Annotated in this window: 4 protein-coding genes and 2 pseudogenes; 5 read left to right on the forward strand and 1 reads right to left on the reverse strand. The window is 73.4% G+C overall.

The window, feature by feature from the left end; translation table 11 throughout:
• The 5 genes and pseudogenes from CLT68_RS33215 to CLT68_RS18925 form a co-directional block, all read left to right on the forward strand.
• A pseudogene (locus tag CLT68_RS33215) lies at positions 1-9,210 on the forward strand (type I polyketide synthase); the annotation flags it as partial.
• Between the two features lie 52 nt (positions 9,211-9,262).
• Positions 9,263-13,072, forward strand: a pseudogene (locus CLT68_RS18910) (type I polyketide synthase); the annotation flags it as partial.
• A gap of 27 nt (positions 13,073-13,099) precedes the next feature.
• Positions 13,100-13,858 carry an alpha/beta fold hydrolase gene (locus CLT68_RS18915; RefSeq protein WP_099852487.1) on the forward strand — a complete coding sequence of 253 codons (759 nt, stop codon included), beginning with the start codon at positions 13,100-13,102 and terminating at the stop codon, positions 13,856-13,858.
• 42 nt (positions 13,859-13,900) lie between these two features.
• Positions 13,901-14,671, forward strand: coding sequence for an ABC transporter ATP-binding protein (locus CLT68_RS18920; protein ID WP_099852489.1), 771 nt, complete (start codon positions 13,901-13,903; stop codon positions 14,669-14,671).
• Entirely contained in the window at positions 14,656-16,605 is a 1,950-nt protein-coding gene (locus tag CLT68_RS18925) for a hypothetical protein (RefSeq protein WP_099852491.1), read from the forward strand. The genes CLT68_RS18920 and CLT68_RS18925 overlap by 16 nt, the downstream gene beginning before the upstream one ends.
• 60 nt (positions 16,606-16,665) lie before the next feature.
• Here CLT68_RS18925 and CLT68_RS18930 read toward each other — a convergent pair whose 3' ends face one another.
• Entirely contained in the window at positions 16,666-17,907 is a 1,242-nt protein-coding gene (locus CLT68_RS18930) for a cytochrome P450 (protein ID WP_099852493.1), read from the reverse strand.
• Position 17,908: the final 1 nt, after the last annotated feature.

Below are 17,908 nucleotides of genomic sequence, written 5' to 3' on the forward strand. Positions count from 1 at the left end.
AACGAAGAGCGGTTGCGCTACTTCCTCAAGCGGGTCACCGCCGACCTGGAAACCGCCCAGGAGCGTATCCGGCACCTGGAGGTACGCGCCGACGAACCGATCGCGATCATCGGTGTGGGCTGCCGGTTCCCCGGTGGCGTGGACTCCCCGGAGTCACTGTGGAACCTGGTCGCCGCGGACGGGGACGGCATCACGCCGTTCCCGGCCGACCGGGGCTGGGACACCGAGGCGCTGTTCGACCCCGACCCGGACAACCCCGGAACGTCGTACGCCGCCGAGGGCGGGTTCCTCAGCGGGGCGGGCGACTTCGACGCCGGATTCTTCGGCATCAGCCCGCGCGAGGCCCTGGCGATGGACCCGGCGCAGCGGCTCCTGCTGGAGGTGTCGTGGGAGGCGATCGAGCGGGCCGGCATCGACCCGGCGTCGCTGTCCGGGTCGCCGACCGGCGTGTTCGCGGGCACCAACGGCTCGGACTACGCGGCCATGCTGATGGGTGCGTCCGAGGGCCTGGAGGGCTACCTTGCCACCGGCAATGCGGGTGCGGTGATCTCCGGCCGGGTGTCGTACTCGCTGGGCCTGGAGGGGCCGGCGGTCACCGTCGACACGGCCTGCTCGTCGTCGCTGGTCGCGCTGCACCTGGCGGCGCAGGCGCTGCGGGCCGGTGAATGCTCGCTCGCGCTGGCCGGCGGTGTGACAGTGATGGCGACCCCGTCGCTGTTCGTCGGCTTCTCCCGTCAGCGCGGCCTGGCCGCCGACGGCCGTTGCAAGGCCTTCGCCGGTGCCGCCGACGGCACCGGCTTCGCCGAGGGCGCGGGTGTGCTGCTGTTGGAGCGGCTGTCCGAGGCCCAGCGCAACGGGCATCCGGTGCTCGCCGTGGTACGCGGCAGCGCTGTCAACCAGGACGGTGCGTCCAACGGGCTGACCGCCCCGAACGGGCCGTCGCAGCAGCGGGTGATCCAGGCGGCGCTGGTCGACGCCCGGCTCTCGGCGGCGGACGTCGACGTGGTGGAGGCGCACGGGACCGGCACCCGGCTGGGCGACCCGATCGAGGCGCAGGCCCTGCTCGCCACCTACGGCCGGGAGCGCCCGGCGGACCAGCCGTTGTGGTTGGGGTCGGTGAAGTCGAACATCGGGCACACACAGGCCGCCGCCGGCGTCGCGGGGATCATCAAGATGGTCGAGGCGCTGCGTCATGAGACGTTGCCGCGGACCCTGCACGTGGACGAGCCGACGCCGCAGGTGGACTGGTCCGATGGTGCGGTGGAGCTGCTGACGGCACCGCGCCCGTGGGCGGCGGGGGAGCGTCCCCGCCGGGCCGGGGTGTCGTCGTTCGGGGTGTCCGGCACGAACGCCCACGTGATCATCGAGGAGGCACCGGCCGCTCCGGTGGACGAGCCGGTCGGGACGGCGCCGGATGTGCCGTGGCTGTTGTCGGCGGCGGCGCCGGAGGCGCTGCGTGGGCAGGCGGATCGGTTGTCGCGGGTGACGGCGGATCCGGGCGCGGTGGCGTACTCGCTGCTGTCCACCCGGTCGGTGTTGAGCCACCGGGCGGTCGTGCTCGGCCCGGACCACTCCGCGGGCCTGTCCGCCCTCCGGGACGGCCTGCCGTCGGCTTCGGTGGTCTCTGGTGCGGCCCACCCGGACTCGGGCGTGGTGTTCGTGTTTCCGGGTCAGGGTTCGCAGTGGGTCGGTATGGCCGTGGAGCTGTTGGATGCGGAGCCGGTGTTCGCGGCGCGGATCGCGGAGTGCGCGGCGGCCTTGGATCCGTTCGTGGACTGGAATCTGTTGGAGGTGCTGCGCTCGGACGATCCGTTGGAGCGGGTGGACGTGGTCCAGCCGGTCCTGTGGGCGGTGCACGTCTCTCTCGCCGAGGTGTGGCGGGCGAAGGGTGTGACCCCGGATGCGGTGATCGGCCACTCCCAGGGGGAGATCGCGGCGGCCTGTGTGGCCGGGGTGCTGTCGCTCAGCGACGCGGCGAAGGTCGTGGCGTTGCGCAGCCAAGCGCTGCTCGCGTTGTCGGGCACTGGTGGGATGGTGTCGGTCAACGCCGGCCTGGACGTGGTCACCCCCCTGCTGACCGACGGGGTCAGCGTCGCGGTGGTCAACGGTCCGACCAGCGTCGCCGTCGCGGGTGCTGACCTGGATGCGTTCCTGGCGGCTGCGGAGGCTGCCGGGGTGCGGGCGAAGCGGGTGAAGGTGGATTACGCCTCGCACTGCGCTCTGGTCGAGCCGGTGGAGGCGGAGCTGGCCCGTGTCCTGGACGGGGTGCAACCGCTGGCCGGCGAGGTGCCCGTGTTCTCCACGGTGGAGAACGGCGGTCAGATGGACGCCGACTACTGGTATCGCAATCTGCGCCAGCCGGTGCGCCTCGACCTGGCCGTCGCGGCGGCGCAGGCGGCCGGGCATCGGATCTTCATCGAGGTCAGCGCTCACCCGGTGCTCGCCGGGGCGATCGAGGCCACCACCATCGGCACGCTGCGCCGTGACGCGGGCGGCCCCCAGCAGGTCGTACGGTCGTTGGCCGAGGCGTGGGTACGGGGCGCGCCGGTCGACTGGAGCACCATCATCGCGGCCACCCGGGTCGTGGACCTGCCGACGTACCCGTTCCAGCACGAGCGCTACTGGCCCACCCGTGGCAGCGCGATCAGCGCGGCCGACCCGGTGGACAGCGAGTTCTGGCAGGCCGTCGAGAACGGCGACCTCACCCCGCTGGGCATCACCGGCGACGGTGGCGAACTGCTGCCCGCCCTCACCGCCTGGCGCCGCCGCAAGCGCGAGCACCACACCCTCGACGACTGGCGGTACCGGGTCACCTGGCAGAGCAGGACCGCCCCGACCGAGAACACCCTCACCGGCACCTGGCTGGTCCTTCGCACTGCCAACGAACCCTGGGCGGACGCCGCCGAGGACGCCCTCGCGCAGGCCGGCGCCCGGGTCGTACCGGTGGCCATCGCTCCCGGCCCGATCGACCGGAGCGCCCTCACCGACGCGGTCAACGCCTCCACCGGCGCGACACCCGTCGACGGAGTGCTGTCCCTGCTGTCCCTGCCCGCCGCCGAGGCCGCCGACGCGGTGCACGACGCGTCCACAGTGCTGAACGGTCTCGCGGACGCGGGCATCACCGCCCCGCTCTGGCTCGCCACCCGCTCCGGAGTCCGGGTCGGCCGTTCCGACGCCGCCCCGGCACCCACGCAGGCAGCCCTCTGGGGCTTCGGCCGGGTCGTCGCACTGGAAGAGCCGCACCGCTGGGGTGGCCTGATCGACCTGCCGGCGCAGCCCGACCCCCGGTCGGCCGCCCGGCTCGTCGCGGCACTCACCGCCGGCGACGACGAGGACCAGTTCGCCGTCCGCGCCTCGGGCCTCTACACCCGCCGGCTGACCCGCGCCCCGCAGGGCACCACCCCCGGGTGGTCGCCGTCGGGCACCGCACTGGTCACCGGCGGCACCGGCGCGATCGGCGCGCACACGGCCCGCTGGCTGGCCCGCAACGGCGCCGAGCACCTGGTGCTCACCAGCCGCCGCGGCCCGGACGCCCCCGGCGCCGACGACCTGCGCGCCGAGTTGGAGCAGGCCGGCGCCCGCGTCACCATCACCGCCTGCGACATCGTCGACCGGGACGCCCTGCGAACCCTGATCGACGGCCTGCCGGACCTGACCTCCGTCTTCCACACCGCCGCCGTCCTGGACGACGGCACGCTCGGCAGCCTCGACCGGGACCGGATCGAGCGGGTGCTCGCCCCGAAGGCCGTCGCCGCCCAGCACCTGCACGACCTCACCCGGGACCGGGACCTCACCGCGTTCGTGCTGTTCTCGTCGCTCGCCGGCACCCTCGGCAACGCCGGGCAGGGCGCGTACGCCGCCGCGAACGCGTACCTCGACGCCCTGGCCGAGCAGCGGGCCGCCGCCGGCCTGCCGGCCACCTCGATCGCCTGGGGCCGCTGGGGCGACGGAGGCCTCGCCGAGGAGGCCGTACGCCGGGAGCGGCTCAGCCGGGGCGGCCTGGGCGCCATGGACCCGGCGCTGGCCCTCACCGGCCTCGCCAGCGCGATCGGCGCCGGTGAGCCGGCCCTCGCCCTGACCGACGTGGACTGGGAGCGGTTCGCCCCCACCTTCACCGCCGTACGCCCCAACCCCACCCTCGCCACCCTCTGGGAAGCCGCCGGGAGCACCGGCACCGACCCGTCCGGCGACCTGACCCGGCGCCTGCTGTCGATGACCGCCCGGGACCGCTCCGCAGCCCTGGTCGAGCTGGTCCGCGGGCACGCCGCGGCGGTCCTCGGCCACTCCGGCGCGGACGGCGTCGAACCGGAGCGCGCCTTCCGTGACCTCGGGTTCGACTCGCTCACCGCTGTCGAACTGCGCAACGCGCTCGGCGCGGCCGTCGGCCTGCGGCTGCCCGCCACCCTGATCTTCGACCATCCGACCGCCCTCGCCCTCGGCGCCCACCTCGGCGGTCTGCTCGCCGGAGGGACCGACGGTGACGCCGAGCCGGATGCCGACCCGGACGTCTCCACCGCCGCCGACCAGGACGACCCGATCGTCGTGGTGGGCATGTCGTGCCGCTTCCCCGGCGGCGCGGACAACCCGGACCAGCTGTGGCAGCTCGTGCACGGCGAGGTGGACGCGATCTCCACGTTCCCCGCCGACCGTGGCTGGGACCTCGACAGCGTCTACGACGCCGACCCGGACAACGCCGGCACCAGCTACGTGCGCGAGGGCGGCTTCCTCTACGGCGCCGCTGCGTTCGATCCCGAGTTCTTCGGCATCTCCCCGCGTGAGGCACTGGCCATGGACCCGCAGCAGCGGCTCCTGCTGGAGACCGCGTGGGAGGCCTTCGAGCACGCCGGCATCGACCCGTCGACCGCCCGCGGGGAGCAGGTCGGCGTCTTCGTCGGCTCGAACGGCCAGGACTACGGCGCGCTGCTCTACGGCTCCACGGAGGGCGTCGAGGGGCACACCATGACCGGCAACGCCGGCAGTGTCGCGTCCGGCCGGATCTCCTACGCGCTCGGCCTGGAGGGACCGGCCGTCACCATCGACACCGCCTGCTCGTCGTCGCTGGTCGCGCTGCACCTCGCCGCCCAGTCGCTGCGCCAGGGCGAGTGCCGCCAGGCGCTGGCTGGCGGCGTCACGGTGATGGCCACCCCGGGCCGGTTCGTCGAGTTCAGCCGTCAGCGCGGGCTCGCCGCCGACGGCCGCTGCAAGGCGTTCGCCGACGGCGCCGACGGCACCGGCTGGGGCGAGGGCGCGGGCATGCTGCTGCTCGAGCGCCGATCCGCGGCGCTGGCCGCGGGTCACCAGATCCTCGCCACGGTACGCGGCAGCGCGATCAACCAGGACGGCGCGTCGAACGGGCTGACCGCCCCCAACGGCCCCGCCCAGCAACGGGTGATCCGGGCCGCGCTCGCCGACGCGGGCCTGCGACCCTCCGAGGTGGACCTGGTGGAGGCGCACGGCACCGGCACCCGGCTCGGCGACCCGATCGAGGCACAGGCGCTGCTCGCCACGTACGGGCAGCACCGACCGGCGGACCGCCCGCTGCGGCTCGGCTCGATCAAGTCAAACATCGGCCACACCCAGGCCGCCGCCGGAGTCGCCGGGGTGATCAAGGTGATCCAGGCGATGCGGTACGGGGTGCTGCCCCGGACGCTGCACGTCGACCAGCCGAGCGCCGAGGTGGACTGGGAAGCCGGTGCGGTAGCGCTGCTCGACCGGTCCCTGCCGTGGGAGGGCGCCGGGCCGCGCCGGGCCGCCGTGTCATCGTTCGGCATCAGCGGCACCAACGCCCACGTCGTGCTGGAGGGCGACCCAGCGACCGCCGCCCCCACCACGAACCCGCAGCGCCCCGCCACGTGGCTGCTCAGCTCGCGGACCGAGGAGGGGCTGAGCGACCAGGCCGGGCGGTTGCTCGCTCACCTGGACGAGCACCCGGGGCTGGACCCGTACGACGTCGGTTTCTCCCTCGCCACCACCCGTACCCAGCACCGGCACCGGGCCGCGGTGTTCGGGCGTGCCGAGCTGGCGGCGGTGGCCGCCGGATCACCGGCTCCGATCACCGGTTCGGTGGTGCGGGGCAGGACGGCGTTCGTGTTCTCCGGGCAGGGGTCGCAGCGCCCGGGCATGGGCCTGGAACTGGCCGCCACGTACCCGGTGTTCGCCGAGGCGTTCGACGCGGCCTGCGCGGAGCTGGATCTGCATCTGGACCGGCCGTTGCGTGCGGTGATCGCCGACGGCGGTGAGCTGGACCAGACCGTCTACACGCAGGCCGCCTTGTTCGCTGTCGAGGTCGCGCTGTACCGCCTGGTGGGTGCCACCCCCGACTATCTGGTGGGGCACTCGATCGGGGAGATCGCCGCCGCGCATGTCGCCGGGGTGCTGTCGCTGGCCGACGCGGCGAAGCTGGTCGCGGCGCGGGGCCGGTTGATGCAGGCGTTGCCGGCCGGTGGTGTGATGGTCGCGGTTCGGGCGACCGAGGCGGAGGTGCTGCCGCTGTTGGTCGACGGGGTGTCGGTCGCGGCGGTCAACGGTCCGCGTTCGGTGGTGCTGTCCGGTGCCGCCGACGAGGTGGCGGCGGTCGTGGCGCACTTTGAGAAGTCGAAGCGGCTCAAGGTTTCTCACGCGTTCCATTCGGTGTTGATGGAGCCGATGCTGGTGGAGTTCGCACAGGTTGCGGAGACGTTGACCTACGCGTCTCCGCGGATTCCGGTCGTGTCGAACGTGACGGGGCAGGTTGGTGAGACGCAGGACGCGGCGTACTGGGTGCGGCACGTGCGGGAGGCGGTGCGCTTCGCCGACGGCATCGCCACCCTGGAAGGCCTGGGTGTCGCCACGTTCGTGGAGATCGGCCCGGACGGTGTGCTGTCCGCGATGGGCGCGGACTGCGTGACCGACGCGGTCTTCGTGCCGGTGCAACGCGCCGACCGGGACCAGCCCACCGCCCTGCGCACCGCACTCGCCAAACTCCACGTCCGGGGTGTCGCGGTGGACTGGGCCGCTCTGCACCCCGGGGCGCGCCGGGTCGACCTGCCCACCTACGCCTTCCAACGGCAGCACTACTGGCCCGGTTCGGTCTCCTGGGCCCGGCCCACCGCCGACAACGACGAGCACCTGTGGGACCGCATCGAGCGCGCGGACCTCGACGGCATCGGCGCCGAACTCGCCCTGCCGCCCGACGCCACCCTCCCGGCGGTCGTCCGCGCACTCTCCGACTGGCGGCGGCAGGCCCGGCGCAGCTCGACGATCGACGGGTGGCGCTACGGCGTACGCTGGCGGCCCCTGTCCTCGACCGGGACGCCCACCCTGACCGGCACCTGGCTGCTGGTCAGCACCCCGGAGCACCCCACGGCGGAACTCGCCGCCGTGCTGCGCCGGCACGGCGCGGCGACCGGAACCATCACGCTGACGCCGGCCGACCTGACCCGGGCCGGCACCGCCGCGCGGCTCGGCGCGGCCCTCGACGAACACGGCCCGGTGCACGGCATCCTGTCCCTGCTCGCCCTCGACCAGGAGCCGCATCCCACGCACCCGATCCTCACCAGGGGCGTCGCCGGCACGGTGACGCTGGTCCAGGCCCTCGACCAGCTCGGCGCCACGGCTCCGGTGTGGAGCGTGACCCGCGGCGCCGTCGCGATCGGCGGCTCGGAGCGGGTCGCCGCGCCCGCCCAGGCGCAGGTCTGGGGCCTCGGCCGGGTCGCCGCCCTGGAACAGCCCCGGCTGTGGGCCGGTCTGGTCGACCTGCCGCCCCTGCTCGACGACCGCGCCGGCTCACGGCTCTGCGCCGTGCTGGCCGGTGCCGGCGCCGGAGGCGGTGAGGACCAGGTGGCGGTCCGCGCCTCGGCGATCTTCGGTCGCCGCCTGGTCCGCCACCCGCGCAGCACGACACCGGGTCCGCAGTGGCGCCCGCGCGGCACGGTCCTGATCACCGGTGGCACCGGAGCGCTGGGCGGGCGGGTCGCGCGGCTGCTCGCCGAACGAGGAGCCGAGCACCTGCTCCTGCTCAGCCGCCGGGGCGCCGACGCACCCGGGGTGGCCGACCTGACCGGCGAGCTGACCGCGCTCGGCACCCGGGTCACCGTCGAGGCCTGTGACGTCGCGGACCGGGACGCGCTGGCCGGGGTGCTCGACCGCGTCCCCGCCGACCTGCCGCTGACCGCTGTGGTGCACGCCGCCGGCATCGGCACCCCCGGATCGCTGCGGGACACCGATCTGGACGAGTTCGCCTCCGTGGTCCGCGCCAAGATCGCCGGTGCGGTGCACCTGGACGCGCTGCTCGGCGAACGGCCGCTCGACGCGTTCGTGCTCTTCTCCTCGATCGCGGGGATCTGGGGCAGCGGCGGCCAGGGTGCGTACGCGGCCGCCAACGCGTACCTCGATGCCCTCGCCGAGGCCCGGCGGGGTCGCGGCCTCGCCGGTACCGCGGTGGCCTGGGGTCCGTGGGGCGATGGTGGAATGGCCGAAGGGCCAGCCCAGGAGCAGTTGCGCCGCCGTGGCCTGCCGGTGATGAATCCGGAGTCGGCGATCGAGGCGCTCGCCGCCGCCATCGACGACCGTGAGGTGGCGCTCGCCGTCGCCGACGTCGACTGGGCCCGGTTCGCGTTGCCGTTCCAGGCGGTCCGCTCCGGCCGGCTGCTGGACGAGATCGACGAGGCGCGGGCGGCGCTCACCGCCGCCGCGCCGGGCGCCGAGAGCGCCGCCGACGCCGACGTGCTGCGCCGCAGCCTGACCGGCCTGCCGGCAGCCGAGCGGGAACGGGTCGTGCTCGACCTGATCCGCAAGAACGCGGCCACCGTGCTGGGGCACACCGCCCCCGGCGGCGTCGACGTCGACCGTGGGTTCCTCGAACTCGGCTTCGACTCGCTGACCGGGGTGGAGCTGCGCAACGCGCTCTCCGCCGAACTCGGCCTGCCGTTGCCCGCGACGCTGATCTTCGACTACCCGTCACCGCTGGTCCTGGCCGAGCACGTCCTCGACCAGTTGGCCGGCCCGGAGGCGGGCGGGGACCCGGAGGAGCAGCAGGTCCGACAGGTCCTGTCCCGGATCCCGGTGGAGCGGCTGCGCGCGGCCGGCCTGCTGGACACCCTGCTCGGCCTGGCACAGACCGGGCCGGAGGCGCCGGATGCGTCGCCGGCCACCGATGACGACGGTGAGGACCTGGCCGAGCTCGATGTCAGCGAGCTGGTCCGCCTCGCCCTCGACGGCACCGAGAGCTGACGGGGAGTAAACGATGGCCACGAGTTACGACGAGGTGGTGGCGGCGCTGCGTGCGGCGCTCGCCGACAACAAGCGGCTGAAGCAGCGCAACGCCGTCCCGGCGGCCCCGCCCGCGCCCGAGCCGATCGCGATCGTCTCGATGGGTTGCCGGCTGCCCGGCGGGATCCGCGGCCCCGAGCAGCTCTGGGACCTGGTGACCGACGGCCGGGACGCGATCGGCGAGTTCCCGCCCGACCGGGGCTGGGACCTGGGTGCCCTGTCCGAGCTCAGCACCGCCGGCGCGGGCGCGTTCCTGTACGACGCGGGTGACTTCGATCCCGGCTTCTTCGGTATCTCGCCGCGCGAGGCGATCGCCATGGACCCGCAGCAGCGGCTGCTCCTGGAGACCGCGTGGGAGACCTTCGAGCGGGCCGGGATCGACCGGGCCACCGCCCGGGGCAGCCGCACCGGCGTCTTCGCCGGCACCAACAACCAGGACTACACCGGCGTGCTGGTCGCCGCCCTGGCGCAGGGCTTCGACGGGCACCTCGGCACCGGCAACTCGGCGAGCGTGGTCTCCGGGCGGATCTCGTACACGTTCGGCCTGGAGGGACCGGCGCTCACAGTGGACACCGCCTGCTCGTCGTCGCTGGTCGCGGTGCATCTCGCCGCCCAGTCCCTGCGCGACGGCGAGTGCAGTCTGGCGCTGGCCGGCGGCGTCGCCGTGATGGCCACCCCGTCGGTGTTCGTCGAGTTCTCCCGGCAGGGTGGGCTCGCCACCAACGGCCGCTGCAAGTCGTTCGCCGCCGCCGCCGACGGCACCGGTTGGGGCGAGGGCGCCGCGATGGTGCTGCTGGAACGGCTGTCCGACGCCCGCCGCAACGGCCATCCGGTGCTCGCCGTGCTGCGCGGCAGCGCTGTCAACCAGGACGGCGCGTCCAGTGGCCTGACCGCCCCGAACGGCCCCGCCCAGCAGCGGGTGATCCGGACCGCGCTGGCGAACGCCCGGCTCACCGCGGCCGACGTCGACGTGGTGGAGGCGCACGGCACCGGCACCCGGCTCGGTGATCCGATCGAGGCGCAGGCGCTGCTGGCCACGTACGGTCAGGACCGGCCGGCCGACCAGCCGGTGTGGCTCGGCTCGATCAAGTCCAACATCGGCCACACCCAGGCCGCCGCCGGGGTCACCGGCATCATCAAGATGATCCAGGCGATGCGCTACGGCGTGCTGCCGGCCACCCTGCACGTCGACCGGCCCACCCCGCAGGTGGACTGGTCCGCCGGAGCCGTCGAACTGCTCACCTCGGCGCGCCCGTGGCCCGCCACGGGTCGGCCGCGCCGCGCCGCCGTCTCCTCGTTCGGTGTCAGCGGCACCAACGCCCACGTGATCCTCGAACAGCCGACGGAGGAAGAGGACCGGATCGCCACCCCGGGGACCCGTGCGGCGCACGGCGTCCTGACCTGGCCGGTGTCGGCCCGCGAGCCCGCCGGGCTCCGGGCCCAGGCGGCGCAACTGCTCGACCATCTGAGGGAGCACCCCGGCCTGGACCCGGCCGACGTTGCCGGCTCGCTCGCTGTCACCCGGTCGCACTTCGAGTACCGGGCGGCGGCGGTCGGCACCGGCACGGACAGCCTGACCGCGGCGCTGACCCGGATCGCCGACGGGACCGACCCGGGCGACCTCGCTACCGCCCGGCCGCAGGTGGCCTTCGTCTTCTCCGGCCAGGGCGCGCAGCGGGCCGGTACGGGCCGGGACCTGTACGCCAGCTTCCCGGCGTACGCCGAGGCGTTCGACGCGGTGTGCGCCGAACTCGACGTCCACCTGGACCGGCCGATCCGGGAGGTGATCCTCGACGACGAGGCGGCGCTGGAGCGGACCGGGTACGCCCAGGCGGCCCTGTTCGCTGTCGAGGTCGCGCTGTACCGCCTGGTCACGTCGTTCGGAGTGGTCCCGGATCAGCTCATCGGCCACTCCACCGGGGAGATCGCGGCGGCGCACGTGGCCGGGGTGCTGTCGCTGCCCGACGCGGCGGCGCTCGTCGCGGCACGGGGGCGGCTCATCCAGGCACTCCCGGCCGGTGGCGTGATGGTCGCGGTCCGGGCGACGGAGGCGGAGGTCCGCGAGGCGCTCGCCGGCCACGAGGCGGTGGTGTCCGTCGCCGCGGTGAACGGGCCGAAGTCGGTGGTGGTGGCCGGCGCGGCGGAGGCGGTCGAGCAGGTCGTCGCCCGGTTCGGCAAGACCCGGACGCTGGACGTGGGTCACGCTCTGCACTCGCCGCTCATGGCGCCGATGACCGCGGAGTTCGCCCAGGCCATCGGCGGGCTGACCCACGCGCCCGCCCGCATCCCGGTCATCTCCACGGTCACCGGCGACGTCGCCGAGTTCGGCACCGACTACTGGGTGGACCAGATCCGCGCCACCGTGCGCTTCGCGGACGGCATCCGGGCTCTGCACGAGCGGGGCGTCAGCGCCTACCTGGAGATCGGCCCGGACGCGGTGCTCACCCCACTGGGCGCGGACTGCGTCGAGGGCGCCGACCGCGACAACGCCCCGCTGTTCGTCGCCGCGCAGTCACGCGACGGGGTCGAGGCCCTGGTCACCGCGCTCGCCCGACTGCACTGCCGGGGCGTACGACTGGACTGGGCGGCGCTGCTGCCCGGGACCGCGCGGGTCGACCTGCCCACCTACCCGTTCCAGCGGCAGCACTACTGGCCGGCGCTGGAGCCCGTCGCCATGCCGACCGCCGCGGCACCCGCCGAGCAACCACCGGCCGTCTCGTCGGCGCCGGTCCTGTCGCGGGACTCCGCGTTCGAGGAGGTCCGCGACCTCATCCGGCAGGAGACCGCCGAGATGCTCGGCTACTCCGGCATCGAGTCCATCCGGCCCGGGCGAGACTTCCTCGAACTCGGCGTCGACTCGGTGATCGCGCAGGAGATCCGCCACCGTCTCAGCGCCGCCACCGGTCTCACCCTGGCCCCCGGTCTGCTCTTCGCCCACCAGGACCCGGACCGGCTGGCCCGGCACCTGATGGCGGAGATGGCCGGGACGACGTCGGCCTCGCCGGCCCCCACGCTGGACGTGATGTTCCGGCAGGCGCGGCACCGCGACGACCTGCACGAGTTCACGACACTGCTGATGCGGCTGGCCGGGTACCGGCCGAGCTTCACCGCGGCCGACGTGGACGAGGGGCGGGTGGCCGTACCCGCTCTGGCGCGCCTGGCCGAGGACGGCGGCGGCCCACGGATCATCGCCTGCTGCACCACCTCGCTGATGGCCGGGCCGCAGGAGTACGCCCGGCTGGCCGGCGCCCTGCGCGGCCGGTACCAGATCTCCGCTCTGGTCAACCCCGGTTACCAGGAGGATGAGCCTGCCCCCGCCGACCTGGCCGCCGCGCTGCGCCTCCAGGCCCGGGCGATCCGCGCGGACGTCGGCGCCGAGCCGTTCATCCTGCTCGGACACTCGGCCGGCGGCCTGGTCGCCAACGCCCTCGCCGCCGAGCTCGAGGCCGAGGGCGTCGGTCCGACCGCCGTGGTGCTGCTCGACTCCTACCCGCCGGCGGACGCGGTGCTCGGCCGGTGGATACCCGAACTGCTCGACGGCCTGGACCTGGACGACGCCGGCGTGGCCGATCAGCGGTATCTCGCCTGGGCGTCGTACGTGCGTCACTACGGCGACTTCGAGCCGCTGCCCACCAGCGCACCGACCCTGCTGGTCCGCGCCGGTGAGCCCCTCGGCACGGTGCCGGACGACCGCGACTGGCGGCCGTCCTGGCAGCACCCGCACACGGTGGCCGACGCCACCGGCAACCACTTCACCATGGTCGGCGACCAGGTCGACCGCACCGCGCAGACAGTGCACGACTGGCTGACCGCGACCCTCTGACCTGACTTTCGTGAACGGAGACCCGACATGACCATCACGACGACCAGCACTGTCGACACCAGCCTGTGGCTGCGCCGGTTCCACCCGAAGTCGGACGCGCCGGTGCGTCTGGTCTGCCTACCGCACGCTGGCGGCTCGGCCAGTTACTATCACCCGGTCTCGCGCGCCCTGACCGGCGTCGAGGTGTTCGCGGTGCAGTACCCCGGCCGGCAGGACCGTCGCGCTGAGCCCTGCATCGACACCGTCCACGGCCTGGCCGCCAGGGTCGCCGAGCAGGTCGCCACGCTCGCCGACCGCCCGATCGCCCTGTTCGGCCACAGCATGGGCGCCTCGGTCGCCTTCGAGGTGGCCCGGCTCCTCGAGGAGGACGGCATCGTCCTGAAGCACCTGTTCGCCTCCGGGCGGCGTGCGCCCTCGCGGCACCGCGACGAGCACATCCACCAGTTGGGTGACAACGGCCTGATCGCGGAGATGCGCCGGCTCAACGGCACCGAGGGCAAGCTGCTCGACGACGACGAGCTGATCCGCATGATCATCGGGGCGATCCGCAACGACTACAAGGCCGCGGAGACCTATGTGTACCGACCCGGCCCGCCACTGTCCTGTCCGATCACGGTGCTGACCGGCGATTCGGACCCGAAGGTCACCGTGGACGAGGCCGACTCCTGGCGGACGCACACGACCGGCCCCTACGCCATGAAAGTTTATAGGGGTGGTCACTTCTACCTGAACAACCACCAGACGGACATACTGGAGACCATTGTGGATCGCCTGACGGCAGGCTGACGGCAAGGCGGCCCGACCAGTCCGAGACTTCCGGAGGTACCAGTGACAACCCCGACACCCACGCCGGCTCTGCGGCTCATCGGGCTGTCCAAGGCATTCGGTGACAAGCGTGCCGTCGACCACGTCGATCTGGAGGTTCCGGGCGGCTCGTTCTTCGGGCTGGTCGGTCCCAACGGGGCCGGCAAGACCACATCGCTGTCCATGGCCGTCGGGCTGCTGCGCCCCGACAGCGGTCGCGCCGAGATCTTCGGCGTGGACGTCTGGGCCGACCCGGTCCGAGCCAAGGAACTGATCGGCGTCCTGCCCGACGGCCTCGGCATGCCCGAGCGGCTCACCGGCCGGGAGGTGCTCAGCTACCTGGGTCTGCTGCGGGGCATGGAGCCCGAGGCGGTCGCCAAGCGCAGCCAGGAGCTGCTGGAGGTCCTCGAACTCGACCGGGCCGACAGCACCCTGGTCCTCGAATACTCGACCGGCATGCGCAAGAAGATCGGCCTGGCCACGGCCCTGCTGCACGCACCGAAGTTGCTGGTGCTCGACGAGCCTCTGGAGGCCGTCGACCCCGTCTCGGCGGCGACGATCAAGGTGATCCTCCAGCGCTTCGTCGCCGCCGGCGGCTCGGTGGTCTTCTCCAGTCACGTCATGCCGGTCGTCGAGCAGCTCTGCGACCACGTCGCGGTCGTCACCGGCGGCCGGGTGGTCGCCTCCGGCCCGCTCGACGAGGTCCGCGGCGGCACCTCCCTGGAGAACCGGTTCGTCGACCTGGTCGGCGGCCAGCCGGTGAGCGCGGGGGAGCTGTCATGGTTGGCATCCTGATCCGGATGAAGCTGGCCGTTCTGCGGCACTCGATGACCGGGCAGCGTGCCGCCGACATGATCGGCGGCGGCGTGCTGGGCCTGGTCCTCGCCGGCGGCACGATCTGGCTGGCCCTGCACGACTGGCCGGTCGACGGCCTGCCGCTGGACCTGGTCGGCGCGGCGTTCGCCATCTGGATGATCGGCTGGCTGTTCGGCCCGGTGCTGTTCGGTGGGGGCGACGAGACGCTGCGCCCGGAGCACCTGGCCCTGCTGCCGATCCCGCCGCGCCGGCTCGCCACCGGTCTGCTCGCCGTCGCGTTCGTCGGCGTCGCCCCGGTGGTCAGCCTGGTGGCCTTCACCGCGCTGATCGTCGTCGCTCTCCCGGTCGGCGGTGCCGCCGCCCTGATCGCGGTGCCGGTGGTCTTCCTCCAACTGCTGTTCGTGGTGCTCGCCTCCCGGTTCGTCACCGCCGCGCTCAGCACGCTGATGCGCGCCAAGATCGGTGCGGTCCTGGCCGCCGTGATCAGCGGCGGCATCCTGGCGCTCACGCACACCGGTTGGGTGCTCAAACCCACCATCCAGTACGCCCTCACCGCCGGTTTCCCGGAGAACCTGGCGGACTGGGTGCGCCGCCTGCCGTCCGGCTGGGGCATCGTCGCGGTGGAGGCCGCCGGCCGGGGTGACTGGCTGCTCGCCCTCGCCGCGCCGGCCGGTCTCGCCGTCCTCAGCGTGCTGGCCATGCTCGGTTGGTCCGCGCTGTTGGTCCGCCGGCTCAGCCACCGGGGCGCCAGCGGCCGCCCGGCCCGTGGCCGCACCGCCGGGCAGGAGATCCGCGGTGGCGGCGTGCGAGCCGTCGTCGGTCGTGAGCTGCGCACCGCGTCCCGGGACCTGATGCGCTTTCACTACCTGGTCTTCTCCCTGGTCTACGCGCTGGCGTTCTGCCTGCTGCCGCTCCTGGTCGACCTGCCGATCTTCGTGCCGTTCATCGGTGTCGCGTTCGGCATCTGGGCCGCCGCCATCTCCGCCAACCTGTACGGCGAGGACGGCACGGTGATCTGGCAGACAGTGCTCACCCCCGGGGCCGCCCGCAAGGACGTCCGCGGTCGTCAGCTCGCCTGGTTGCTGCTGACCGCCCCGGCGGTCGTGGTCCTCAGCGTCGTGCCGACAGTGCTCAGTGGGCAGACGTGGGCCTGGCCGTGGCTGGCCGCCCTGGTGCCGGCCCTGATCGGTGGCGGCGCCGGCGTCATCGTGCTGATCTCGGTGCTGCGCCCGGTGCCGATGACCGACCCACACAAGCGCAGCGGCAACCTCCTGGAGAACGGCACCGACTTCACCCAGGTGCTGCTCATGCTGGTGCTGGTCGCCGCCACCGCGGCCCCCGCCTATCTCACCGTCCGCTACGGCCCGGATTGGGCGGGCGCCGGCGTCGGCCTGGTCACCGGCATCCTGCTGGCCTGGCTGCTCGGCGACCTGGCCGCCAAGCACCTGGAAGCGACCGGCCCCGACCTGCTCGCCACCATGCGGGCCTCCACCTCCCGCAAGAGCAACCTCAGCGGCGACGTCGACTGGGACCAGATCACCGCCTCCCTCGGCGGGGTGGATCTCGGCGAGAGCCGCCTCGGCATCGACAAGGCGTCACCGGCCCGCCGCGCCGTCATCTACGTGTGCTTCACCGTCTGCTGGGTCCCGCTGGTCGCACAGGGCGTCGTTCCGGCCTTCCTGAAATACAGCGACCCCGACCGCGACTCCTGGTTCGTGGCCCGCCTCGTCCCCGAGGCGCTGCACTGGCCGGTCGTCGGCGTCATGGTCGTGCTCGGCCTGGGTCTCATCGCCGTCGGCTTCCACCAGCTGCGGGTGGCCCGTGCGGAGAGCCGCCAGGCCACGGTGGACCGGGCCGGCCACGCACCGGTGGTGACCCGCCAACCCGAGAAGGTGGACGAGCTGAACCACTGACCGGACGGAAAAGGGGCTCGGCCACCGTGGTGGCCGAGCCCCTTTCGCGTGCCTGGAGCGTCACCAGGTGATGGGCAGCTCGCGGACACCGTAGATAAGGGACTCGGAGCGCAGCGGAACGTCCTCGATCGACCCGTGCAAGCGCAGGCAGGGGAAGCGGGTGAACAGGGCCCGCAGGGCGATCCTGAGTTCCGCGCGGGCGAGTTGCTGGCCGATGCAGAGGTGCACGCCGTGGCCGAAGGCGAGGTGCTGGTTGCCGGTCCGGGTCACGTCGAGGACGCCGGGATCGGCATAGCGGGACGGGTCGCGGTTGGCGGCGGACAGCGAGAGGCTGACGCTCTCGCCGGCGCGGATGAGCTGCCCGCCCACCGGCACGTCCTCGGTGGCGAGGCGGGTCACGCCGAACTGGAAGGTCGGCAGGTAGCGGAGCAGCTCCTCGACGGCGTCCGGGACCCGGTCCAGGTCGGCGCGCAGGACGGCCAGCTGCTCGGGGTTGCTGAGTAGCGCGAACACGCCGAGGCTGAGCTGGTTGGCGGTGGTCTCGTGGCCGCCGACGAGCAGCAGCATGGCGATGCTGGTCAGTTCCTCGTCGGTGAGCGGGTCGTCGTCCGAGTCGTGGATCAGGCCGGAGATCAGGGCGCCGTCCGGCTCGTCGTGTTTGGTGGCGACCAGGGCGGCCAGATACTGGCGCAGGTTCCAGGCGGACATCCCGATCTCCATCGGGGTGGCGTCGGTGCGCAGCATCGCCGCGGTCAGCGTCTGGAACTGGGCGCGCTCGGCGTAGGGGACGCCGAGCAGCTCGCAGATGACCAGCGAGGGGATCGGCAGGGCGAAGTCCCGGACCAGGTCGGCAGGCGCGCCGGCGGCCTCGATCGCGTCGAGGCGCTCGGTCACGATCTCCGCGATCCGCGGCTCCAGGGCGCGGACCCGGCGCATCGTGAACTGGCCCATCAGCATCTTGCGGTAGCGCGTGTGGTGCGGCGGGTCGACGTGGATGAAGAACGCCGGGTCGGGCGGAAGCTGCTTGGCCTCCTCCGGTATCACCTGGATCGGGTTGGACGCCTTGAGGATGTCCGCGCTGAACCGGTTGTCGGCGAGCACCGCGCGGACGTCCTCGGCCCGGGTGATCAGCCAGCCGACCGAACCGTCGGCCATGATCAGCGGACTGACCGGGTGCTCCTCGGCGCGCTGGAGGAGTTCGTCGGGTGGGGAGAACGGACACTTGCCGCGCTGTCGGGGCAGCGGAGCCGGCTCCCCGGTGCCCGATCCGGCCGGGGCGGGATGTTGCGTCGCACTGGTCATC

It is taken from the genome of Micromonospora sp. CNZ299 (assembly GCF_002754415.1).